The 21584-nt window shown below is 38.2% G+C and carries 18 protein-coding genes; 3 read left to right on the plus strand and 15 right to left on the minus strand.

Features of this window, described 5'->3' with window-relative positions; genetic code table 11:
- Positions 1 to 19: 19 nt before the first annotated feature.
- Positions 20 to 967 (minus strand): mannose-6-phosphate isomerase, class I, encoded by a 948-nt coding sequence (gene manA, locus A8L44_RS04990; protein WP_066102591.1) that lies wholly within the window; start codon positions 965 to 967, stop codon positions 20 to 22.
- Positions 968 to 1142: 175 nt separating this feature from the next.
- Positions 1143 to 1709: a superoxide dismutase family protein gene (locus A8L44_RS04995; protein ID WP_066102594.1), complete on the minus strand. Its 567-nt coding sequence runs from the start codon at positions 1707 to 1709 to the stop codon at positions 1143 to 1145.
- Positions 1710 to 2188: 479 nt separating this feature from the next.
- Between A8L44_RS04995 and A8L44_RS05000 the strand changes: the two genes are divergently transcribed.
- Together A8L44_RS05000 and A8L44_RS05005 are read left to right on the plus strand one after the other, a co-directional pair.
- Positions 2189 to 3451: a cation:dicarboxylate symporter family transporter gene (locus A8L44_RS05000; RefSeq protein WP_066102597.1), complete on the plus strand. Its 1263-nt coding sequence runs from the start codon at positions 2189 to 2191 to the stop codon at positions 3449 to 3451.
- A 448-nt stretch (positions 3452 to 3899) separates the two neighbouring features.
- On the plus strand, positions 3900 to 5933 hold the full coding sequence (locus tag A8L44_RS05005; RefSeq protein ID WP_066102600.1) for a M14 family zinc carboxypeptidase: 2034 nt from the start codon (positions 3900 to 3902) through the stop codon (positions 5931 to 5933).
- A gap of 110 nt (positions 5934 to 6043) precedes the next feature.
- Here A8L44_RS05005 and A8L44_RS05010 read toward each other — a convergent pair whose 3' ends face one another.
- Positions 6044 to 7768: an ABC transporter ATP-binding protein gene (locus A8L44_RS05010; protein WP_066102603.1), complete on the minus strand. Its 1725-nt coding sequence runs from the start codon at positions 7766 to 7768 to the stop codon at positions 6044 to 6046.
- A gap of 403 nt (positions 7769 to 8171) precedes the next feature.
- On the opposite strand from A8L44_RS05010, the gene gsiB reads away from it, so the two are divergent.
- Positions 8172 to 8537 (plus strand): glucose starvation-inducible protein GsiB, encoded by a 366-nt coding sequence (gene gsiB, locus A8L44_RS05015; protein ID WP_066102606.1) that lies wholly within the window; start codon positions 8172 to 8174, stop codon positions 8535 to 8537.
- A 61-nt stretch (positions 8538 to 8598) separates the two neighbouring features.
- Here the strand turns inward: gsiB and A8L44_RS05020 are convergent, their stop codons facing one another.
- From A8L44_RS05020 to glmS, 12 genes are all read right to left on the minus strand, one after another.
- Complete coding sequence (locus A8L44_RS05020; RefSeq protein WP_066102612.1) at positions 8599 to 9222, minus strand: DUF305 domain-containing protein; 624 nt, start codon at positions 9220 to 9222, stop codon at positions 8599 to 8601.
- Positions 9223 to 9357: 135 nt separating this feature from the next.
- Complete coding sequence (locus tag A8L44_RS05025) at positions 9358 to 10002, minus strand: hypothetical protein (protein ID WP_066102615.1); 645 nt, start codon at positions 10000 to 10002, stop codon at positions 9358 to 9360.
- A gap of 83 nt (positions 10003 to 10085) precedes the next feature.
- Positions 10086 to 10529, minus strand: coding sequence for a YrvL family regulatory protein (locus A8L44_RS05030; protein ID WP_066102618.1), 444 nt, complete (start codon positions 10527 to 10529; stop codon positions 10086 to 10088).
- 270 nt (positions 10530 to 10799) lie between these two features.
- Positions 10800 to 12455, minus strand: coding sequence for an FAD-dependent oxidoreductase (locus A8L44_RS05035; protein WP_175354242.1), 1656 nt, complete (start codon positions 12453 to 12455; stop codon positions 10800 to 10802).
- Positions 12456 to 12674: 219 nt separating this feature from the next.
- Positions 12675 to 13592, minus strand: coding sequence for a ribose ABC transporter substrate-binding protein RbsB (gene rbsB / locus A8L44_RS05040; protein WP_066102624.1), 918 nt, complete (start codon positions 13590 to 13592; stop codon positions 12675 to 12677).
- A 15-nt stretch (positions 13593 to 13607) separates the two neighbouring features.
- A complete protein-coding gene (locus A8L44_RS05045; RefSeq protein ID WP_373925508.1) occupies positions 13608 to 14540 on the minus strand; it encodes an ABC transporter permease subunit in 933 nt (310 codons plus the stop codon).
- Between the two features lies 1 nt (position 14541).
- Positions 14542 to 16029, minus strand: a complete 1488-nt coding sequence (locus A8L44_RS05050; protein WP_066102630.1) for a sugar ABC transporter ATP-binding protein — start codon at positions 16027 to 16029, stop codon at positions 14542 to 14544.
- Between the two features lie 21 nt (positions 16030 to 16050).
- Positions 16051 to 16440, minus strand: coding sequence for a D-ribose pyranase (gene rbsD, locus A8L44_RS05055; RefSeq protein ID WP_066102633.1), 390 nt, complete (start codon positions 16438 to 16440; stop codon positions 16051 to 16053).
- A complete protein-coding gene (gene rbsK / locus A8L44_RS05060) occupies positions 16418 to 17317 on the minus strand; it encodes a ribokinase (protein ID WP_066102636.1) in 900 nt (299 codons plus the stop codon). Before rbsK ends, rbsD begins: the two co-directional genes overlap by 23 nt.
- The gene (locus tag A8L44_RS05065) at positions 17314 to 18294 is read right to left on the minus strand and encodes a LacI family DNA-binding transcriptional regulator (protein ID WP_066102639.1); all 981 of its coding nucleotides are present in this window, start codon (positions 18292 to 18294) and stop codon (positions 17314 to 17316) included. The genes rbsK and A8L44_RS05065 overlap by 4 nt, the downstream gene beginning before the upstream one ends.
- A gap of 404 nt (positions 18295 to 18698) precedes the next feature.
- Positions 18699 to 18914 carry a DUF378 domain-containing protein gene (locus tag A8L44_RS05070; RefSeq protein ID WP_066102643.1) on the minus strand — a complete coding sequence of 72 codons (216 nt, stop codon included), beginning with the start codon at positions 18912 to 18914 and terminating at the stop codon, positions 18699 to 18701.
- Between the two features lie 476 nt (positions 18915 to 19390).
- On the minus strand, positions 19391 to 21193 hold the full coding sequence (gene glmS / locus A8L44_RS05075; protein ID WP_066102646.1) for a glutamine--fructose-6-phosphate transaminase (isomerizing): 1803 nt from the start codon (positions 21191 to 21193) through the stop codon (positions 19391 to 19393).
- Positions 21194 to 21584 lie beyond the last annotated feature (391 nt).

Genomic DNA, 21584 nt, shown 5'->3' on the forward strand with positions numbered 1-21584 from the left:
ATTCCCCTTACGCTTCTCTTTATGGATGTGACACAATCAAGGAAAGATTCCCCTCAAGTTCAAAATTACCTGTACCCGATGGAAGAATAAAGTGAGCACCTTTTTCTAACGGATAAGTCTCCTCATTCATTCTAAGAGCCCCTTCTCCATCAATAACACTAAAAAGCATAAAGGGCTGATTCTGGTCAAATGAAGATAATCCACTAATATCCCATTTATAAACTGAGAAAAACTCCGTTTCCACAAACGTAGTCAATTCTGCCCCTGGCAATACGGTCTTGGAAACCTGCACTTCTGCATCCTGATGCGGCACCATACTCACATCAATTGATTTTTCAATATGCAACTCACGTTTTTGTCCGTTTTGGTCCGTGCGGTCGTAGTCATATACACGGTAGGTTGTATCTGAGCTCTGCTGTGTTTCAAGTACAAGCGTCCCTTCACATAAAGCATGGACCGTTCCACTTGGAACATAGAAGAAATCTCCTGGCTTTATGGAAACGCGACGCAGTAAATGATTCCACTCGCCCTTCTCAATCATGGAAGCAAACTCTTCCTTGGATTGCGCGGTATGCCCGTAAATCATTTCAGCGCCATCCTTACAATCAATGATATACCAGCATTCTGTTTTGCCAAGTTCACCATTTTCATGAATGTTTGCATATTCATCATTCGGATGAACCTGCACGGATAAATCTGCATTGGCATCTAATATTTTTGTTAACAGAGGGAACACATTCCCTTCCATCTCACCAAATAAATGGCGTTCCTCATTCCACAATTCGATTAAAGTCTTGCCTGCATAAGGGCCATTTTCGATAATGGACGGGCCGTTTTTATGACCGGATATCGCCCAGCATTCACCTGTATGTTCAGATGGAATCTCATAGCCAAATTTAGTTTTCAGCTCTGTTCCACCCCAAATTCTCTCCTGAAAGACAGGTTTTAAAAAAAGAGGTTCTGTCATTGATGTAATACCTCCAATACGGGATTAATATGTATATTATTTACTATAATTCAAGAGAGAACCCCTGTCTAATCTCTTTTTTATAAAAAATTACTGGTTAAAAAGAAAAGCTGAACCAGTATGATTCAGCCTACCTGATATTTTTCTCCTTATGACACTCTTCCTATGATTCATTTTATTTTACGACTCCGCACGCCAACCGATCACCGGCATCGCCTGTTGGCTGAGTTTTTCCGTCATCTGGATTTTCATGTATAATCAAGGCGGTTCCATCAGAATCTACTAAAGCAGCATCGGCCCCTTTAGATAGTGACACATTTTCTGCGTTTACCGTCACATTAACGGACCCATCCTCACCCACTTCCAAATTAGGAAGATCGCCGGCATGCGGACCATCCTCGTGCTCCATGCCATGCTTCGCATCAGTTGGATTAAAATGACTGCCTGCAGTCTCAAAACTAGGTGCCTCACACTTTCCTGTTTCATGAAAATGGAATCCATGCAGTCCTGGCGGCAGTCCATCTGCTTTCAGTTCTATCACTACTCCCTTCGCTACCTCACTAAGCTCTGCTGTTCCAATATTCTCTTCTTTATTATTGTATATATCTATCACTTTACTCTCTACCTTATCCGAGCCACTATTCTTTGTATCATTCGTTGTTTGCTCGGCTACGTCTTTATTGCAGGCTACCAATAAAATTAGTATGAACAGTACGAAGAACATCCCTTTTTTCTTTAACATAGATCGCTTCCTCCTTTTGTATCTCCATACCATCCATTCCCAAAAATAAACAATTATTTTTAAAAATGTGTCCTAAGTCCTGAAAACAACTGTTAAATAACATTGATGTATATATTTTCTTGTACAGTTCTGTAATGAAGTCTACCCTTACCTTTTAATTTACCAGTCCTAAATATACTATCTTAAATGCTCGGTTTCTCAAATTTCCTCTTTTCTGAACATTTGTGTTAAAATGTGTTTATTGTGCCATTAATACCCTTAGCTGTTAAATTTGCCTCTCCGTGGTAATACCTCTATTGTTTTGTTAATTCTGTCTAAAAGGATTTAGTTAGTTTATTACATAGCTAACTACTCATATTTCTTGCTCTCTCTTTCTATCCGCACTCTTTTAATATTCCTCTTTATGATAGATAGGAAGTAAGAATTTCAACACGAAACGCTTTTATCCTAAAAAACATCCAAAGAAGGGAGCTAACTATATGAAAACATCTAAACTTAAATTTTCATTAGCTACTCAAATTTTAATCGGCTTAGTATTAGGAATTATTGTTGGTGCAATTTTTTATGAGAACACAACTGCACAAACGTACCTACAGCCGCTTGGAGATATTTTCCTCAATTTAATTAAAATGATTGTCGTACCTATCATTATCTCAAGTATTATTGTTGCTATAGCTGGCGTTGGAGACATAAAAGCAGTCGGGAAACTTGGTGGTAAATCGTTACTTTACTTTGTATGTGTAACTATGGTAGCCATTGTTGTCGGACTAGTATCCGCAAATATTTTCCAGCCCGGAAAAGGCGTAAACATGGAAAATTTGGAGCAAACGGATATATCCAGCTATGTTGGGTCTGCTGAAGCTAAGGAAGATCAATCTATTATTGATATGATCGTTCATATTGTCCCAGCCAACCCATTTGAAGCATTTGTTACAACAGATATGCTTGCTATTATCTTCTTCTCTGTCCTTTTTGGACTTGGTGTTGCTGCTGTAGGTGATAAAGCAAAGCCTGTTTATAACTTCTTTGATGGCGTGGCCCAGATTATGTTTTATATAACTAACCTCATTATGAAATTTGCACCGATTGGTGTATTTGGATTAATTGGTGTTACAATTTCTAAATTTGGATTGGAATCTCTTATCCCCTTAGGTAAGTTAGTTATAACGGTCTATGGAACGATGATTTTCTTTGTGATCATTATTTTAGGATTAATTGCCAAGGCAGTCGGCTACAGTATTTTCAGATTGTTTAAAGTGTTAAAAGCCGAACTAATCCTTGCTTTCTCTACAGCAAGCTCTGAAGCCGTTTTACCTAGAATCATGGATAAGATGGAACAAGAGGGCTGTCCAAAGCATATTGCTACCTTTGTTATTCCAACAGGTTATTCCTTTAACCTGGATGGTTCTACTCTTTATCAAGCCTTAGCAGCACTGTTTATTGCACAAATGTACAATATTGATTTATCCATAATGGAGCAAGTAACTCTAATGCTTGTGTTAATGATTACCTCTAAAGGTATAGCAGGCGTACCCGGAGTCTCCTTCGTTGTCTTATTAGCTACCCTAGGTACTGTAGGTATTCCAGTTGAAGGTTTAGCGTTCATCGCTGGTATTGACCGTATCCTTGATATGGGTAGAACGGTTGTAAACGTACTGGGTAATGCTCTTGCATCAGTGGTAATCTCCAAATCAGAAAAAGCATTCTCCCCTCCTGCTGAATCACAGCAAGAAGCAATTTAATAGAATAAGTTGAAACAGCCTGGACTGATTAAACGTCCAGGCTGTTTTTTTGAGTTCATAAACTGAAACTGCTGTTAAAATTGGTATAGGCAGAATAGCTAAATCCACACCTCCAAAGATAATGGATTGCATTCACTATAAATGAGAGTATATCTACCCTGCAAATGGCAGAAGCAAAACTTCGTGTTTATAAATCTACTGGATAAAAAATACCATCCAACAATGCCTCTATATAAAAAGAATAGGAATTTACTATATCTATTGTCTTATTCTTTCTATTAACAGTGATATTGACCTATAAAATTTAGTAGCTAGACAACAAACTCCAGGTATCCCTCAAAATAACCAAATTATCGACAAACCTATATTTTAAAGTTCTGCTAACTAAGTAAATATAATATACTTGTAGATGGTTAAAGATTACAAAACTAGAAAGGGTTGGGGATATTTGAAAAGAATAAGTCAGTTAATTGTCATGATGCTAGTACTCTCACTTTTAATTCAGCTACCCGGGGAAACGAAAGCTGCTTCGAAAACGATTGTCAATCCGAATAAGACGTATACATACACACAAATGGGGAAAGACATTACAGCCTTAAAGAAAGCTTACCCGGATTTGATACAAGTAAAGACAATTGGTACATCTGAATACGGCAGAAAAATATATGCTGTAGGTCTTGGAAAGGAAAGTGCCAATGTTTTTATCAATGGTTCCCATCATGCTCGTGAATGGCTGACGACCAGCTTAAATATGTACATGATTGAAAAATATGCAGCAGCCTATAAGGGCAATAAAAAAATCAGTGGATACAACGCAAAAGGCCTTCTTAATTCTTCCACTATTTGGTTTGTTCCAATGGTGAATCCTGATGGAGTAACTCTTCAGCAACAAGGTTTAAAAGCATTTCCTAAGAGCGCTCATAAAGCCATTATCAAAATGAATAATGGAAGCAAAAACTTTAAACGATGGAAAGCAAATGCCAAAGGAATTGATTTAAATAGACAATATAAAGCAGATTGGGGGAAAATCAAAAACTCTCCGAAATCTCCAAGCTACAAGAACTATAAAGGGAAAGCTCCTGAATCAGCGAAGGAAGTAAAGGCTGTTGTTAAATTTGTGAATCAAATTAATCCAGAAATGACTGTTGCCTATCATAGCAGCGGCCGCATTCTGTATTGGAACTATAAACAAAGTAAAACGAATTATAATAGAGATCATGTATACGCTAAGAAGATTGGCAAAATGACAGGCTACTCATTAGTATATCCAGGAAAAAACCCTTCAGGCGGTGGATTTTCAGATTGGTTTATCAGCACTAAAAAAAGGCCTAGCTTTACACCCGAGATTGGGAAACCTGCAGGTGAAACAAACCTACCTGTATCACAGTTTTCTCAGATTTGGAAAGAAAATCAAGGAGTCGGCCTATACGTTGCACAGGAGAGTATAAAACTAAAAGACGCACGTGATAAAAAGTCGGCAGCCACATTGAAAAAAGACTCCGCTGCTAAATTAAAAACGGCTAAGAAACTCAAAAAATACTACTATACCGATATTAAGAGTACCTCTAACCTAAAAATAACAAGTGCTCATCAGAAACTCTACAATACAGTGACAAAGGATATTAAGACCCTGCAATCTAAAGTGAATAAACTGCCAAGCAAGCATACGAAATCAATTAAGGCAGATATCACCGCCATGAAAACATATACATCACGTTCATTGACCTTTATGAATGCGGTCAAATATGGATCCACTCTTCAAACTGCTGACAAAGCAGTAGTCACAATGATAAATGATGGAATAGTAAGCTCAAAATTACCTGATTCACATAAAAAATTAAACCAAACTATTACGCAAATGCAGAAAAAAGTGACCCCGCTTTATGGCAAAGGAGCTCGTACTCTGTTTACACAGAAATATATTACACCAGCTAAACGTACGGCTGAAGATACTAAATATGATGTAGAACGCTATAACTTACTCGTCGTAATAGAGAGCCAAGTGAAGAAAAATGAGTTTACGGCCGCCCAAACGAACTTAAACAAGCTGCCTACACTTGAGAAAAAATCTATAGATTTAAAGAAAAAGAATCTAAGTAAGTATCCAACTTATACGAAATGGGAAAATAACTTTAAAGCTAAAGTAACCCCTTTACAAGAAAAAGTAAAAACAGGTCTAGAAGCAAAGGCAGAGGAAGCTGTCAAAAAAGCTGAAGAACAAAAAAGAATGGAACAAGAAAAAGAGAAAGCTGCACAAGAGTTAAAAGAACAGCAAGCTAAAGAGAATGAAAAAACCAAACAACAAGTAAGAGATCCACTAAAAGCTGGGGAACAGAAAACAACTGAGCATGAGTCTAATGCACAACAACAAGTTGATCAATTAAGTAACGAAAAGAACAGATCATCCTTTGATGACAATCAGAAGCCTGTCCAACAGAACGCTAAACCCAATTCACTACAAAATAGTGAAGCTCCAAGTTAAATTGTAAACTACTAATAATACAAAAAACAGGTAGCTGACTGAACAAAGATCCCGATTGTTAAACAATTGGAGATGCTTTCATCTTCTACCTGTTTTTATTTAATGTTTTATCAAACAGTCTCTTTCCCAAATTGAATTCTATGCAGGTTTGCAAATATCCCATTTTGATTCAGCAATTCTTCATATGACCCATCTTCAGCTATCCCATCCTCAGTTACAACAATCAGACGGTCGGCATTACGAATGGTTGCCAGGCGATGTGCGATTACTAACGAAGTACGGTTCGCTGCCAATTCATTTAACGATTGCTGAATGATTCTTTCCGTTTCCGTATCTAAGGCAGATGTAGCCTCATCTAAAATAAGGATTGGCGGATTTTTTAAAAACATACGTGCAATTGCAAGCCTCTGTTTCTGCCCTCCAGATAACTTCAACCCCCGCTCGCCAATCTGCGTATAGTATCCATCCGGCAGCTGTTCAATCATCTTTTCCAAATGAGCTTTTCGGGCCGCTTCTACAATTTCCTCAAATGAGGCATCCAGTTTCCCATAAGCAATATTCTCGCGAATGGTTCCTGTGAATAAAAAAACATCCTGCTGTACAATTCCAATATGTTTACGGAGTGACTCAGTTGTCATATCGCGAATGTCCATTCCATCTATTTTAATAGACCCTGCATCCACGTCATAAAAACGTGGGATAAGTGAGCATATCGTGGTTTTTCCGGCACCGGATGGACCAACAAATGCAGTTGTTTCTCCTGCCTTTAAATCAAGATTGACATCGTGTAAGACTGGTTTGGATTCATCATAGCTGAAATCAACATGACTGAAGGAAATATCCCCCTTCAAACCACTTACTGAGATGGCATTTTCTTTATTTTGTATATCTGGCTCCTGTTCAATAAGCTCGCGAAAACGCTTGAAGCCTGCCATTCCTTTTGGATATAGCTCAAGCAGTGCACTGATTTTATCAACAGGCTTAATTAATACATTCGTATATAATACGAAGCTTATCAACTCTCCATAAGATAATGTTCCATTAAAGCTGAGCCAGGCTCCTACTACAAGAACCAACAATGTCAGCATCCTTGTTATCATATAAATAGAAGAATGTGTCCACGACATCACCTTGTATGCAACAAGCTTGGCAGAACGGAATAACCTGTTATTCAATTCAAAGCGATCCATTTCAAACGCTTCATTAGTAAACGATTGAACAACGCGCACACCTGCTACACTGTCTTCCACCCGAGCATTTACATCAGCAATACTTCCGTACATATTCTTCCATGCTGCGTTCATTTTCATATTGCTGAATGTCACCAGCCATATTAAAAATGGAATTAGAATAACCGCCACGATCGCTAAAGTAGGATTAATATTAAACATGATGGCAAAGGCACCGAAGAATGTCATAATTGCGATGAAAAGATCCTCAGGTCCATGGTGGGCAAATTCACCAATATCAAATAAATCATTTGTCACTCGGCTCATTATGTGGCCGGTTTTTGTGTTGTCAAAAAATCGAAATGATTGCCGCTGAACGTGATTAAAGAGCTCCTGTCGCATGTCTGTTTCAATATTTATTCCTAGCTTATGCCCCAAATAGTTCACAATAAATTGCAGGAATGTACTCAGTAAATAAACAGCTAATAATAAAATGCTGACCGTCACGACCATGCTCCAATTTCCTGTCGGCAGCAATTCATCAACAAACCATTGGACTGCCATCGGAAAAGCCAACTCCAGCAACGCAACTATAATGGCACTAGTAAAGTCAATCAAAAATAGCCGCTTATGCGGTTTATAATATGAAAAAAATTTCCCCAGCATCCTTTTATTCCTCTCTTTTCTAGTCTCAACTCATCCATTATATCAATATCTCTCAAATATAAATGCGAATTCTGTTTTAAAAAGGAATAGATTTACTTATTCTTCAATACAATTCGAATATCCTATAACTTTCAATCTTTTAAATACACTTTTAAATTAATAAAATAGTTCAAAGGATATTGGTATAAACATAGAAATTTATGAACCGAATTGTTGATTCTATTAGGCTTACAGACTTACTAATACATTTCAATTTCCTCAAAAAGGATTCTTTTTTTCAACTATTTACAAACACGTTACATTTGAATTAAAGACTCAATTTAGCGTTTTTACTATACTCACGTTGGAAATATACAGAGTATACAACAAAACAATTAAAATAAACCCAAAGGAGCGATTTATTATGGCAGACAAAATGTCTAGAGAAGAAGCAGGACGCAAAGGCGGAAAAGCTACATCTAAAAAGCAAGACAAAGAATTCTACCAAGAAATTGGCAAAAAAGGCGGAGAAGCTACTTCGAAAAACCATGATAAAGAATTCTACCAAGAAATTGGACAAAAAGGCGGAGAGGCTACTTCCGAAAATCATGATAAAGAATTCTACCAAGAAATTGGACAAAAAGGTGGAGAATCCACTTCTGATAATCATGATAAAGAGTTTTACCAAGAAATCGGTAAAAAGGGCGGAGAAGCTACTTCCGATAACCATGATAAAGAGTTCTACCGCGAGATCGGCAAAAAAGGCGGAGAAGCACGCAATAACGATTAATATGAATGCTAAAAAAAGCAAGAAGGTGACGTGATTTACTCTCACGTCACCTTCTTTATGCTTATCGAATAGTTTTTAATAAATTATTCATTTCTGCAACTTGCCTTTGTTGTGTAACAATCATCTTTTGTACGATTGTCCTTAATTCAGGATTTTGAGTATACCTTAATATATTTTTGCCCATTTCAATAGCAGCCTCATGATGTGGAATCATTTCAGTCAGGAAGTCTCTATTAACATTTCCCGTTGGTTTCGCAGCCTCCAATTGAGTGATCATTGAGCTATAAATGTTATTATAGGTCTGTAGATAAGCAGCTTCTGCCTGCTTATTCACTTGAGGATTATTTTTTAGCTTATTTTTCAGTTCCTCCATTTGTCTTATACCATTTAACTGTTCCTTAATTATCGTATCTGCCAGTCTTTTCAGCTGATTATTGGCACCGTCATATTTTAATAAATTTTCTGCCATAGAAACAGCTGCTTCATGATGCGGAATCATTTCATACAAAAAATCGAGCGATGGATCCCCTGTTTTAGGAGCCTCAGACATACTTTCCTTCATAACCTGCAAAATACTTCGATAATTATCATAATAGTCCTTTTCCTTAGGACCAATTTCCGCCTGAACCTGTGAACTGAACATACATAGGAATGCCAATAGTACTGCTATACTTCTTTTTCTCATAAAGAATCCTCCTAAGTTGTTTATTTTTCTTATTATGTAAAAAAGGTATAGTCCCTATGCATTTCATTCACATAAACGATTTAAATTCTTTCTCTCCCAGCATGAAGCTTTTAAACTTTCCATCCTATATGGAAATTAAAATTGATCAATCTCACCTATGATATCCTTTAATACATCTATCGACTTAAGTATATCTCCTTCATAATCCATGCCGTGGTACACCTTTGGGTAGAGCCTTGTTTTCATACTTGGATGATAATCCAATTGTTTGAATCTATCCTCTATATATTGATGATCATGGTCGCCAATAAAGCATAATCCTTTGACAGAACTGTCTTTCATAGCACTCCATACATCATCTCTTTTTAGTAAAGGTGTCAGCCAAACAGCTTTTGCATCCTTGAATTGAGATTTTTTCAGCTCATTGCTCATCGCGATCGTACCAAGTGATTTTCCAATCAGGTAGAAATTTTCATACTCTCTATCCTTCAGAGCATGATCAATCATTGCTCCGGAATCATAGATAACCGCTTCAACTAGCTGTTTGTAGGTGAAATCCTCATAAAAAGAATCTCCATATGGGTACTCTAATTGCAATACATCTATCCCTTTGTTTAAATATAACCCTGTGGCAAAATGAAAAAGAGGTCCATGAACCGTATATCCCAACCCAGGAAACATAATGGCCAGGCTACGTGAATCTTTATTTGTACTGAAAATGGAATAACGAATTCGCTTTTCTTTATATCCTGAAACCTCGTTACTATTAACCTCTTCCATCACAATCTCCTCCCAATTAAAAATTAAGCAGATTAATAATAAAATTTTTTACCAATTATATGTATTTAAATATTAATAGTCTTTCAAGTTTCCTTCTGCTCTAAAGCCTCTTCAAGGAAGAACATAAAAATAACCACGATTATTTCCACTATAAAAGGAACTGTAATGCGATCCATAAATTCGTCTACTGTATAAATAGTCAGCCAACTAAAGATACAGTTAAACAGAAACTTCACAGAGAATAATTGGTAGGTCCCAGATATATAGAGTTTTGATAATTTAACAAGCACCATTGAAAACAAATCCAACACCAAACCAAGCAAAAAGAGAAACACAACAAATAGGAAGAGTGTAAATCGAGAGTCATACTCTCCCCCAAACAATCTAAAAAAGCCCGCAAAACTAAAGTAAGTAACACCCAACACAAACGACAAAGGAATGAGTACAATTAGGCAGATAATCACCACAGTTGTAATCTTTTCTTTTATCCCCATCTCCCGAAAAGGTTTATCTTCATTCGAACTCATGAATTACATTCCTACTTTCAAGTACAATATGTCCTGAGTCTATTATAAGCTTCATCTTGTTAGGGAGGCACCGTCTTTATATAAATCTTGGAAAAAAACAAGCATGTATGATGGCTGATTTAATAGAAAAAATCATTTTAACTAAATAATAAGAAAGAATTTTAGCGAACTCAAAAAGTCTTCCTTTATCAAGTAGAGGAAGACTTTCAAACCGGAGTTGATTTTAATACTTAATACAGAGTGCGTTGGTGAAATATCGAGCTCTAAGGCTTATTCAGCTGATACTAGTAGTTTCTCTTTAATATGGTTAGCGGATATATAGCCAAATACCGTTGATGGTCCTAATGTGGCACCTGGACCAGCATATACACGTCCCATAACGGATGCTGAACAATTTCCAGTTGCATATAACCCTTCTATCGGTAATCCATTGCGAAGAGCTTGCCCATGTTCATTAGCTACAATTCCGCCTTTTGTCCCTAAATCACCAGGATAAATTTTACAGGCATAGAATGGCGGTTTTTCAATAGCACCCAGGTTAGGATTTTTATAAGTAGGATCGCCGTAATAATTATCATAAACTGAGTTTCCACGCCCAAAATCTTCATCCAACCCTTTTTTTGAAAAATCATTAAACCTGTTAGCCGTATTTTTTAACCCCTCTATGTTAATTTTGCATTTCTCCGCCAATTCTTCAATGGAATTCGCTTTAATTAAGAATCCGCTTTCAATTGCACTTTTAGGAGTTCTTCTTGGGAGCATGTTACCAAACAAATACTTATTTCGATGTCTGCTCTCCATAATAAGCCATGAGTGAATCGCTTTCCCATTCTTTTCTTGCCTTTCAAGAATCGCATGGCCAGCATCTGTATAAGATTGTGACTCGTTAAAATAACGTTCTCCCGTTTGATCCACTATTATACAATGTGGCATTGAACGTTCATGCACAAGGAATTTTCGGGCACCGCTTGCGTCAATCGCTGTAGGTCCCCACCAGGCATCATCCAATAAAGCAGTATCTAAGTTATGCTTTTCTGCGATTAACAGCATATCTCCTGTGTTATCCGGACTTGCAGCTGTCCAGTCTGTTCCTACATGATGATATTTTTTGCGCAGCTCCAGATTTCGTTCAAATCCTCCACCCGCCAAAATCACTGACCGACACTTGATAAAATATGGTTTCCCCTCTTTTTCTGCCTCGACCCCTACAATTTTATCTTCCTCCATGATTAAATCCTTTAAGGGTGTAGATAACATCAGTGGGACTTGATATTTCTTTGCAATTATGAGTAAACGGCTGACCAATCCGCCTCCAATCGATATAGCATGTTCACCTTTGATCTTATGCTTAAATCCATTCAGGAACATACCGACAACCGTGTTAAAATCTTTTGCATTTGTAAAGGCTTTTGGTAAAGAGGCTACTTTGCCGGAATAGATGGGCATCGGAGCCTCAAGCTCACCCGTTCGCAAGGTCTCTTCGTTCTCTGCTAAAAGCCTAGCATCAACAATTTCCGCCTCAATGGAGCGACCTATTTTACCACCAGGTCTTTCAGGATAATAATCTGGATACAATGAGCCCGCTACCCACTTCATCCCTAAATCCTCTAAAAACTTTACCATCCTGTGACCATTTTTCACATAGGCCTCTTTTCGCTCATACGTAGATGCTGGCCCTGTGTCCTCTATTATTTCTTGCATATAAGTAAGAGCTTCTTCTTCACTGTCCTGTAAGCCAGCATTTTTCGAAACATGATTATTTGGAATCCACAAACCTCCGCCAGATAAAGCCGATGAACCACCCCATACAGATCCTTTTTCAATAATAGCTGTGCGAAGACCGCCATACGCAGATGTAATAGCTGCTACCAATCCTCCCGCACCACTGCCTACTACTATAACGTCATATTCTTCATCCCAGTTCATTTGCATTCCTCCATATTGTCCAAGTTTTATATTTATATGAAAGATACAGCAATAAAAGTACGTCTTTCTTCTATCTACTGGCAAATGATTTTGAAGGGTAAAAGAGTTCCCATTTTATTAATATGCACACAAAAAAACAGCTGCCGACTCTATCGACAACTGTCCATTGTAAAGACACTCTAAATCTATTCTTTCAGTTAACAAATATACAGAAATCTATTATTTTTTTATAAGCTTAAGCTCTACAGGTATAGCTTTATCGATTTCTTTGCCGTCTAAATGATTTACGGCAGCCTCAACTGCTTTTTCACCAATTAAACCTGGCTGTTGAGCAACGGTAGCAGCCATCTCACCGGATTCAACCTTTTTCAATGCATCATCTGTCGCATCAAAGCCAATAACGATAATATCTTTACCGCTTCCTTCAATTGCTTCTAGAGCTCCAAGAGCCATCTCATCATTTTGTGCGAATACTGCTTCAATATCTGGATTAGCCTGAAGAATGTTTTCCATAACTGTTAATCCTTCTGATCTATCAAAATTAGCAGTTTGGCTAGCTTTAATCTCTACTGATTCTTTTACTGCTTCATTAAATCCTTCTCCACGGTCAATAGCAGCTGATGAACCAGCTATCCCTTCTAACACAGCAACCTGAGCACCTTTTTCTACTAAAGTAAGTAAATATTCGCCTGCTAATTTACCGCCTGCCTTATTATCGGATGCTATATGAGATATAACTTCTCCACCCTCTGATGATCTGTCTACTGTAATAACTGGAATCCCAGCGCTATTAGCTGATTCAACCGCTGAAGAAACCGCAGAAGAATCTACAGGATTAATCATGATCATATCAACTTTTTGCTGAATTAAATCCTCTACGTCAGACGCTTGCTTAGAAGCATCATCTTGAGCATCTACTACTGTTATCTTTGCATCAAGGCTATCCGCTTTTTCTTCAGCAGCTTCGCTTAGTGACACGAAGAACGGATTGTTTAATGTAGATACTGAGAACCCGATAACCATATCTCCTTTTTCCTTGGATGACTTGGATTCTGATTTGCTTCCTGATTCCATTGAACAGGCTGCCAACACAACAGATAACATTGCTGCCAACAGAATTAATGAATACTTTTTCATTTAATACACTCCCTTTTATGCTTGTTTTTTGCGATCTAAAAGAACTGCCATTAATATAACTGCACCCTTCACAACCTGTTGGAAGAATGATGAAACCCCAATTAAATTCATTCCATTATTCAGTACTCCGATTATCAATACACCTACTAATGTACCGAATATCCAACCACGTCCTCCAGTTAGCGAAGTACCCCCTAAAACAACTGCGGCAATCGCATCCAACTCATAGGATTCTCCAGCAGTCGGCTGAGCTGAATTCAGACGTGATGTTAAAATTAATGCTGAGACAGAGGCTAAAAGACCCGTAATTGCGTAAACCCAAATTTTCACTCGATCCGTATTGATTCCAGATAGCTTGGAAGCGTCTTCATTTCCACCTACAGCATAAACTCGGCGGCCAAAAGTTGTCTTATGGAGAATGAAATATAATATAATGAAGGCCAAAATTGTTGTAACAACAGGAACAGGAATTCCTAATAAATATCCTTTACCAAACATTTGGAAAGTAAGAGAGTCACCCAGCCCCGAAACTGGCTTTCCTTCCGTATAAACAAGCGTTAATCCGCGATAAATAGTCATTGTTGCTAAAGTAGCAATAAATGGGGCAACTTTTCCTTTTGTAATGATCACTCCATTAATTGCACCCAGGATTAACCCAAGTATTAGAGCAGCACCCATTGCTATGATTGGATCTGTACCACTGGCAAGAAGGCTTGCTGCCACTGCACCGGTCAATGCCAATGTAGAGCCGACAGAAAGGTCAATTCCCCCAGTCAAGACCACAAATGTCATCCCAAATGCAATCAGCCCGCTAATTGTAACTTGTCGTAAAACGTTTAAAATATTTGAGACCGTCAAGAAACTCGGATTCATGATTGTAATTACCACAATTAATAACAATAGACCAAATAGCGGACCTAGCTTGGAAAGCCACTTTTTGTAGTTCACTTTAGACAATCTTCTCTCCCCCTGTCGCAAAATGCATGATTCTTTCTTGTGTCATATCTTTCTTCTCTACTACCCCTGTCAATTTACCTTCCTGCATCACTAGCACTCTATCCGCCATACCTATGATTTCCGGTAGTTCTGAAGAAATCATTAAAATAGCTACCCCAGCCTCGGCTAATTGATTGATAATGTGATAGATTTCCTTCTTAGCGCCAATATCAACCCCTCGTGTCGGTTCATCCAGAATCAGAATTTTTGGTTGAGTGCCGAGCCACTTGGCAATAACAACCTTTTGTTGATTACCGCCTGATAGAGACTTAACGATTTGTTCTGCACCAGAGGAGCGTATTCGTAACTGATTTATGTAATTTTGAACAAACTCATTCTCCTTGCCTGGCTGTATAACGCTAGCTTTAGAGCCCTTTTCTAAATTTGCCAACATAATATTCTCTTTAATTGAGAAATCTAATATTAATCCCTTTGATTTTCGATCCTCTGTCACCAAACCAATTCCAAGCTTCATAGCTTCTATGGGAGTTTTAATTTGGACCTTCTGACCATCAATAAAAATCTCCCCCTGGGTAGATTTCCTATGTCCAAATAGAGCTTCTGCTATTTCAGTTCTACCAGCCCCCATCAATCCTGAGAGTGCCAATACCTCCCCTTGATGCAAGGTAAATGACACATCCTGAAAGGCATTATCCGCACTTAAACCCTTCACCTCCAGCTTCTTGTTGCCTATCTTGGCATTTCTGGAAGGGAATCGTTCTCCTAACTGACGTCCAACCATCATAGCAACGATTTCATCGAATGTTGTCTCCGAGATTTCCTTCACTCCTACATATTCTCCATCACGCAATACCGTAATCCGATCACAAATTGCAAATATCTCTTCCATACGGTGGGAAATATAGACGAATGAAATTCCCTTGCTTTTCAGCTCTCTAACTGTTTTAAACAGGGTTTGGATTTCACGGTCTGTCAAGGCAGCAGTAGGTTCATCCATAACAATATATTTGGCTTCAGAAGCAATCGCTTTTGCAATCTCAATAATTTGTTGCTTCCCGACCGATAAGTCTCCCGCTCTGGTCCGTGGATGAACATCCAGGCCTAGCTTTTTCAATAGCCTTTTTGTTTCCTGTTCCATTTCTTTACGTTTCAAAACTCCAAGTCCATACTCTAGTTCCTTGCCGAGAAATAGATTTTCGGCCACGGTAAGGTCAGGTAAAATATTTAACTCCTGATGAATCACATGGATACCCTGGTTCTCAGAATCCTTCGCCGACTTAAAATCCATCAAATGACCGTCGACTCTTACCTCTCCGCTGTCCTTCGTATAAATACCGGACATGATTTTCATCAGTGTAGATTTTCCTGCTCCATTCTCTCCCATAAGCGCATGAATTTCTCCGTTAAGCAATTCAAATTGGACATCCCTGAGTACGACATTACCACTGAATGCTTTTGAAATACCGGACATCTGAATCATTTGCCGTTCACCCACCCTCTGTTAAAAAATAACGCCACTCTGTAAAATAATATTTGCATATGGCGAAGCTTCACCGGTACGAATGATTACTTTAGCTGCCTTTGTTTGTATTTTAAATTGCTCATGCGTTACCTTCTGTATATCATTGAAGCATTCATGAACGTAGTGGTTTATATCAGGATTTGTTTCCTTCATTTCCTCTGCTATAAAGACCTGCTCTACTTCCAAATCTTTTAAAACCTCTTCCAAAACAGGAATGAATCCTGGTTCTCCAAGCTTATAGGCTAAGTCGATACATACAGTTCCATCTGGAATTGGAAGTCCGCAATCAGCAATCACAATCTGATCTGTATGGCCAAGCTTGGCAAAAATACCGGCTAATTCACGATTAATGATTCCCTTTTTCTTCATCAAGCTTCCCCCTTAACCTTGCCTCAACCGCATCTATTCCAGGCATTCCGCCTTGAGCGCCAAATCCTTCAACCGATAACGAAGCTGCAATATTGGCAAAATGAGTTGCATCATTAAGAGATTTTCCGTTTACATAGGCATGAGCAAAAGCGCCATTAAATGTGTCGCCTGCACCCGTCGTATCAACCGGGGTCGTTCTGTATCCTTCTACATGGATAATCTCATTACCATCACTATACATAGCTCCTTTATCTCCCAAGGTCACTATTAATTTATTTGGGTACTCTCTAACTGCTTGTTCTGCTGAAAGACCCAATATTACATTGCATTCTGTTTCATTAGGTGTTAAAAACGTAATCTTATCCATCCATTCCACTCGGAAATTTTGGGCTGGAGCAGGATTTACAATTACGGGAACCTTTAATTCGGAACATAAATCCAAAGTGTATTCTACTGTTTCCACCGGAATTTCAAGCTGCATGATGACCAGTTTTGACCGTTCAATTGTCCTGCGGTGTTTGTCTATCAAGGTCTTATCTACTTTAAAATTCGCACCTGGCACAACAATAATGCGGTTATCCTGATTATGCACAATGATATTAGCTATACCAGTGCTTTCAGATACCTTGCTTACACCATTTGTATCAATTTTTTCTTTTTCAAGGTTATCAATCAGCATGTCACCAAAGCTATCGTTACCCACTGCACCGATCATCGCAACCTGGCTGCCTAAGCGGGCTGCAGCAACTGCTTGATTAGCTCCTTTTCCACCAGGAATTGTTTCAAACCGCTCTCCCAGTACTGTTTCACCCTGCTGAGGAAATAGCCCTGATTGGCAAACTAAGTCCATATTTATACTTCCTATTATGGTAATCATTGAATTGCCCCCTTTGTTGAATCTCTTATGGTTAATTGCGGAGCTACAAATTCAGTCATTTGTTCGAGTAATTCTCCATCAATTTGTTTAATCAGTAATTTAGTTGCTTTAGAACCAAGCTCATAAATATTTTGTGCTACTGTCGATAACCCAGGTGTCGTCATCTGTCCAAGCATAATCCCATCAAATCCGAGAATTTGCAATTGATCGGGCACTGTTATTTTGAGAGAATGGGCTGCTTTTAATGCTCCTATTGCCGAAACATCACTGCAGGCAAAAATTGCATCAATCGATGAGTCCTCCTTCAATAATTTAAAAACAATCTGCTCAGCCTCATTAAAATCAAATGGACACTCAAGTATAGTAGTTTTAATCTGGCTGGTTTCAGTAGCTTGTAAAAATCCTTTCAATCGATCATCAGCCGGCTTCAGTCCATCTGGGCCGCGTAAACAAACAAGATGATTGATTTGCTGCCTAAGCAAAAATTCAGATCCGAGTTTCGCCCCTTCTATATTCTGGGTCATTACTGTAGGAAAACCTTCGCCAATTGACCGATCAAGCGCCACTAATGGGACATTAAGGCTTTTGTAATATTCCTTATCCAACTCGTTTGTTGCCAAAATAATACCTGCTATATACTTTCTCGTTAGTGTTTCAATGTATTGGCGTTCTTTCTCCGCCTGCTCATCTGTATTGCAGAGAATAACCGTGTAGCCATTTTCATATGCTGCGTCTTCCACTGCTCTTGCCAGCTCTGGAAAGAAAGGGTTTGTTATATCTGGTATGATGAGCCCAATTGCATTTGTCTGCTTTGTATTCAAGGATCTAGCAATTATACTGGGCCGATATCCTAATTCTTTAATTGCATCCTCTACTTGCATACGTGCCTTTTCGCTTATGTAGCCTTGATTTAAATATCTCGATACAGTCGCTACAGAAACTCCTGCATACTTTGCAACATCTTTTATAGTAGCCATTTTATCTCCAAACAAAATATGGTACCGGTACCATATGTAACCGGTTACATAATACATTACATGATTTTACAGAATGTTGTCAATCATTTTCATTTATGAATTTGGTCGATATGCCGACCTTTTTAAATTTATGCTAAAAGGAGGATGAAGAGGGAAGCTATAAAAAGATACTACACGGGGCTATCTGTGTCTTACTCAATTTTGAACTTTTTATCCATTTTCTAACTTAAACAAGAATATGTATATACCGCTTACGTTCTTCTCTATAAAAATTCATTAGCTCACCTGAGGTTCACCCATTAGGCAAATAGAGGTCCAAGGAAAAGGACCTCATCTTTGGTCAGCTCATCTATCTTCCCATAAACATCCCTCCTCTTTAAAGAGGGGGGAGATTAAAATTATCATTAAGCCGCAATACGTGATTCCTTTGATGGAGCAAAGAGCAACCCAATATTAGTTAAACCAGCAATACCTACTAACGCATAGACGATTCGAGAAAGAATGGCATCCTGTCCTCCAAATAAAGTTGCTACAAGATCAAATTGAAACAAACCTATCAGCCCCCAATTTATAGCTCCAATGATCGTTAATACAAGTGCTATTTTCTGTAGAATACTCAATTTTCATTTCCCCTTTGTAAGTTTTTTGTAATCATTTACTATATTCACGTAATCACGGATACTTAAACCAAAATATATAGAAAAAATATAAGTTTTGTATAATTTTATTAAAGGATAGTATTCCGTTATAAGAGTGATTTGTTTGAGAAAACAGTTACTAACTCTTCAACAAAATTAAATCATTACCGGCTTAGTAATATGTAAAATGTGCAGACTCATTAGTCTATCAAACTTATATTTGTATTCTCCTCTATATTTTTCGTAAATTAGGGAGTATGAATATACAAATAGGCTGTACTGGGAAGCCAGATATACTTGCTCTTGTGTACAGCCCATTTAGTCTTAACCTTTAGAAATAACCTAGTAAGGATGAGTTTACTAATTGTACATCTAAAATTTCCTCTATCAAATTCAAAAAACCCAGCTCCCTTCAAACGAAGAGTAGCTGGGTATTGAGTTTATACTATATTGATTCCTTACTCAACCGTAACCGATTTTGCTAGATTACGAGGTTTATCCACATCACAGCCACGGTGAAGGGATGCATAGTAAGCAATTAGTTGTAATGGTATTACAGAGATAAGAGGTGTTAACATTGGGTTAACTTCTGGAAGTACGTATGCGTCTCCTTCTTGATCAAGTCCCTTCATGGAAATGATGCAAGGGTTAGCGCCACGTGCAACCACTTCTTTTACGTTACCACGGATGCTTAAGTTTACAGCTTCCTGTGTTGCCAAAGCAATAACAGGTGTTCCTTCTTCAATTAAGGCAATTGTACCGTGTTTTAGTTCACCGCCGGCAAAGCCTTCCGCTTGAATATAGGAAATTTCTTTTAGCTTCAACGCACCCTCAAGGCCAACGAAATAATCGACAGAACGTCCAATAAAGAAACAATTACGTGTAACAGCAAGATATTCGCGTGCAATCATTTCGAATTTATCTTTGTCATCACATAGAGCCTCCATTGCGTTCGCAACGATTCCCAATTCTTTTACTACATCAAAATCTGCTAATTGATTTTTTTCTTTCGCCACAACAGCCGCCAGGATTGTTAATACAGCCATTTGTGCTGTGTATGCTTTAGTAGATGCAACCGCAATTTCAGGACCAGCATGTAATAACAACGTAAAGTCAGCTTCACGAGACAATGTTGACCCAGGTACATTAGTAATCGTTAAGGCTTTGTAGCCCATCTCTTTTACTTGCACAAGTACGGCACGACTATCTGCTGTTTCTCCGCTTTGGGAAATGAAAATGAACAATGGTTTTTCTGATAGTAAAGGCATATTGTAGCCAAATTCGGAAGCTACATGAACTTCTACCGGTACTTTCGCCATTTTTTCAAACATTTGTTTTCCAACAAGGCCAGCATGATAGCTTGTTCCACAAGCAACAATGTACAGACGATCCGCTTCATTTATCGCATTAATAATTGCGTCGTCTATTTTTAGCTCACCCGCTTCATTCTGATAAGCTTGAATGATTTTACGAGTTACTAAAGGCTGCTCATCAATTTCTTTTAGCATGTAGTGCGGATACGTTCCTTTTTCAATATCGCTTGCATCCAGCTGTGCTGTGTAAGGCTCACGAGTAACTACTGTACCGTCCAATTGTTTAATGGTGATTTGATCTTTTGTAACAAGAACAATTTCTTTATCCATAAGTTCAACAAACTGGTCTGTTACTTGCAGCATAGCCATCGCATCACTAGCGATTACATTGAAATCAGCACCTACACCTACTAATAATGGGCTTTTATTTTTAGCTACATAAATGATTTCTTCATCTTGTGCATCCAGTAAGCCAATTGCATATGAACCATGCAATAGACCCAGAGCCTTTGCAAAAGCTGCTTCTACGTTAAGTCCTTCTTCAACAAATTTGCTGATAAGCTGAACGATTACCTCAGTATCCGTATCACTCACTAAATCAGTATCTTGAAGGTACTCCCTCTTTAATAATTCATAGTTCTCAATTACACCGTTATGAACGATCGTAAAACGTCCATTCGAACTTTGGTGAGGGTGAGCATTTCTTATGCTTGGTACTCCATGAGTTGCCCAGCGAGTGTGTCCAATTCCTTTAGAAGATTGTACAGATGAATCTACGCTTTCACGTAAATCAGCTATTCTTCCTTTTTCTTTGAACACATGTACACCGTTCTCATTCATAACAGCAATACCAGCTGAATCATATCCTCTATATTCAAGCTTTTCTAAGCCTTTTAGTAAAATTTCTTTAGCATCTTGATGTCCAATATATCCTACGATTCCACACATACTTGTTTATCCTCCTATAAAAAAGATGAAGGGAACAAGAATGCCCAGGGGGGCACACTTGCCCCCTTATCTCTGAATAATTTTTAGTTGATATATGCATCTCTTTTTATTCTGTCCAATTTGTCACCAAACTGATTTAGTAAAAAGAGGGTCAGTTGTGCATGCAACCGGAAGGCATCCGCCGAAAGATCGATAACCTCCACCTCGTCAACTGGGTTACTCCAGTCCTGGCGCTTTAATAACTAAATAACATCTTCCCTCCTCTTCTATTTTGAACTCAATTTTCAGCATACACTATTTGCTCTCATTCCGTCAACATTTACAAAAATATACATTTAAATCTCATAATTCAGCTATACATATATAAAATATGCATAAGAGGAAGAACTGT

The sequence above is a fragment of the Bacillus sp. FJAT-27986 genome, from assembly GCF_001685035.1.
In the GTDB taxonomy this organism is placed as follows: domain Bacteria; phylum Bacillota; class Bacilli; order Bacillales; family Pradoshiaceae; genus Pradoshia.

Excerpts from the sequence above, each read along its gene's own strand:
- A8L44_RS05000 (WP_066102597.1), top strand. The coding sequence starts at position 2,189 with ATGAAAACATCTAAACTTAAATTTTCATTAGCTACTCAAATTTTAATC.
- A8L44_RS05020 (WP_066102612.1), bottom strand. The coding sequence starts at position 9,222 with ATGAGAAAAAGAAGTATAGCAGTACTATTGGCATTCCTATGTATGTTC.
- A8L44_RS05050 (WP_066102630.1), bottom strand. The coding sequence starts at position 16,029 with ATGATTCAGATGTCCGGTATTTCAAAAGCATTCAGTGGTAATGTCGTA.
- A8L44_RS05035 (WP_175354242.1), bottom strand. The coding sequence starts at position 12,455 with ATGAACTGGGATGAAGAATATGACGTTATAGTAGTAGGCAGTGGTGCG.
- A8L44_RS05030 (WP_066102618.1), bottom strand. The coding sequence starts at position 10,529 with ATGAGTTCGAATGAAGATAAACCTTTTCGGGAGATGGGGATAAAAGAA.
- rbsD (WP_066102633.1), bottom strand. The coding sequence starts at position 16,440 with ATGAAGAAAAAGGGAATCATTAATCGTGAATTAGCCGGTATTTTTGCC.
- manA (WP_066102591.1), bottom strand. The coding sequence starts at position 967 with ATGACAGAACCTCTTTTTTTAAAACCTGTCTTTCAGGAGAGAATTTGG.
- rbsK (WP_066102636.1), bottom strand. The coding sequence starts at position 17,317 with ATGATTACCATAATAGGAAGTATAAATATGGACTTAGTTTGCCAATCA.
- gsiB (WP_066102606.1), top strand. The coding sequence starts at position 8,172 with ATGGCAGACAAAATGTCTAGAGAAGAAGCAGGACGCAAAGGCGGAAAA.
- A8L44_RS05025 (WP_066102615.1), bottom strand. The coding sequence starts at position 10,002 with ATGGAAGAGGTTAATAGTAACGAGGTTTCAGGATATAAAGAAAAGCGA.
- A8L44_RS04995 (WP_066102594.1), bottom strand. The coding sequence starts at position 1,709 with ATGTTAAAGAAAAAAGGGATGTTCTTCGTACTGTTCATACTAATTTTA.
- A8L44_RS05065 (WP_066102639.1), bottom strand. The coding sequence starts at position 18,294 with ATGGCTACTATAAAAGATGTTGCAAAGTATGCAGGAGTTTCTGTAGCG.
- glmS (WP_066102646.1), bottom strand. The coding sequence starts at position 21,193 with ATGTGTGGAATCGTAGGATATATTGGACATCAAGATGCTAAAGAAATT.
- A8L44_RS05010 (WP_066102603.1), bottom strand. The coding sequence starts at position 7,768 with ATGCTGGGGAAATTTTTTTCATATTATAAACCGCATAAGCGGCTATTT.
- rbsB (WP_066102624.1), bottom strand. The coding sequence starts at position 13,592 with ATGAAAAAGTATTCATTAATTCTGTTGGCAGCAATGTTATCTGTTGTG.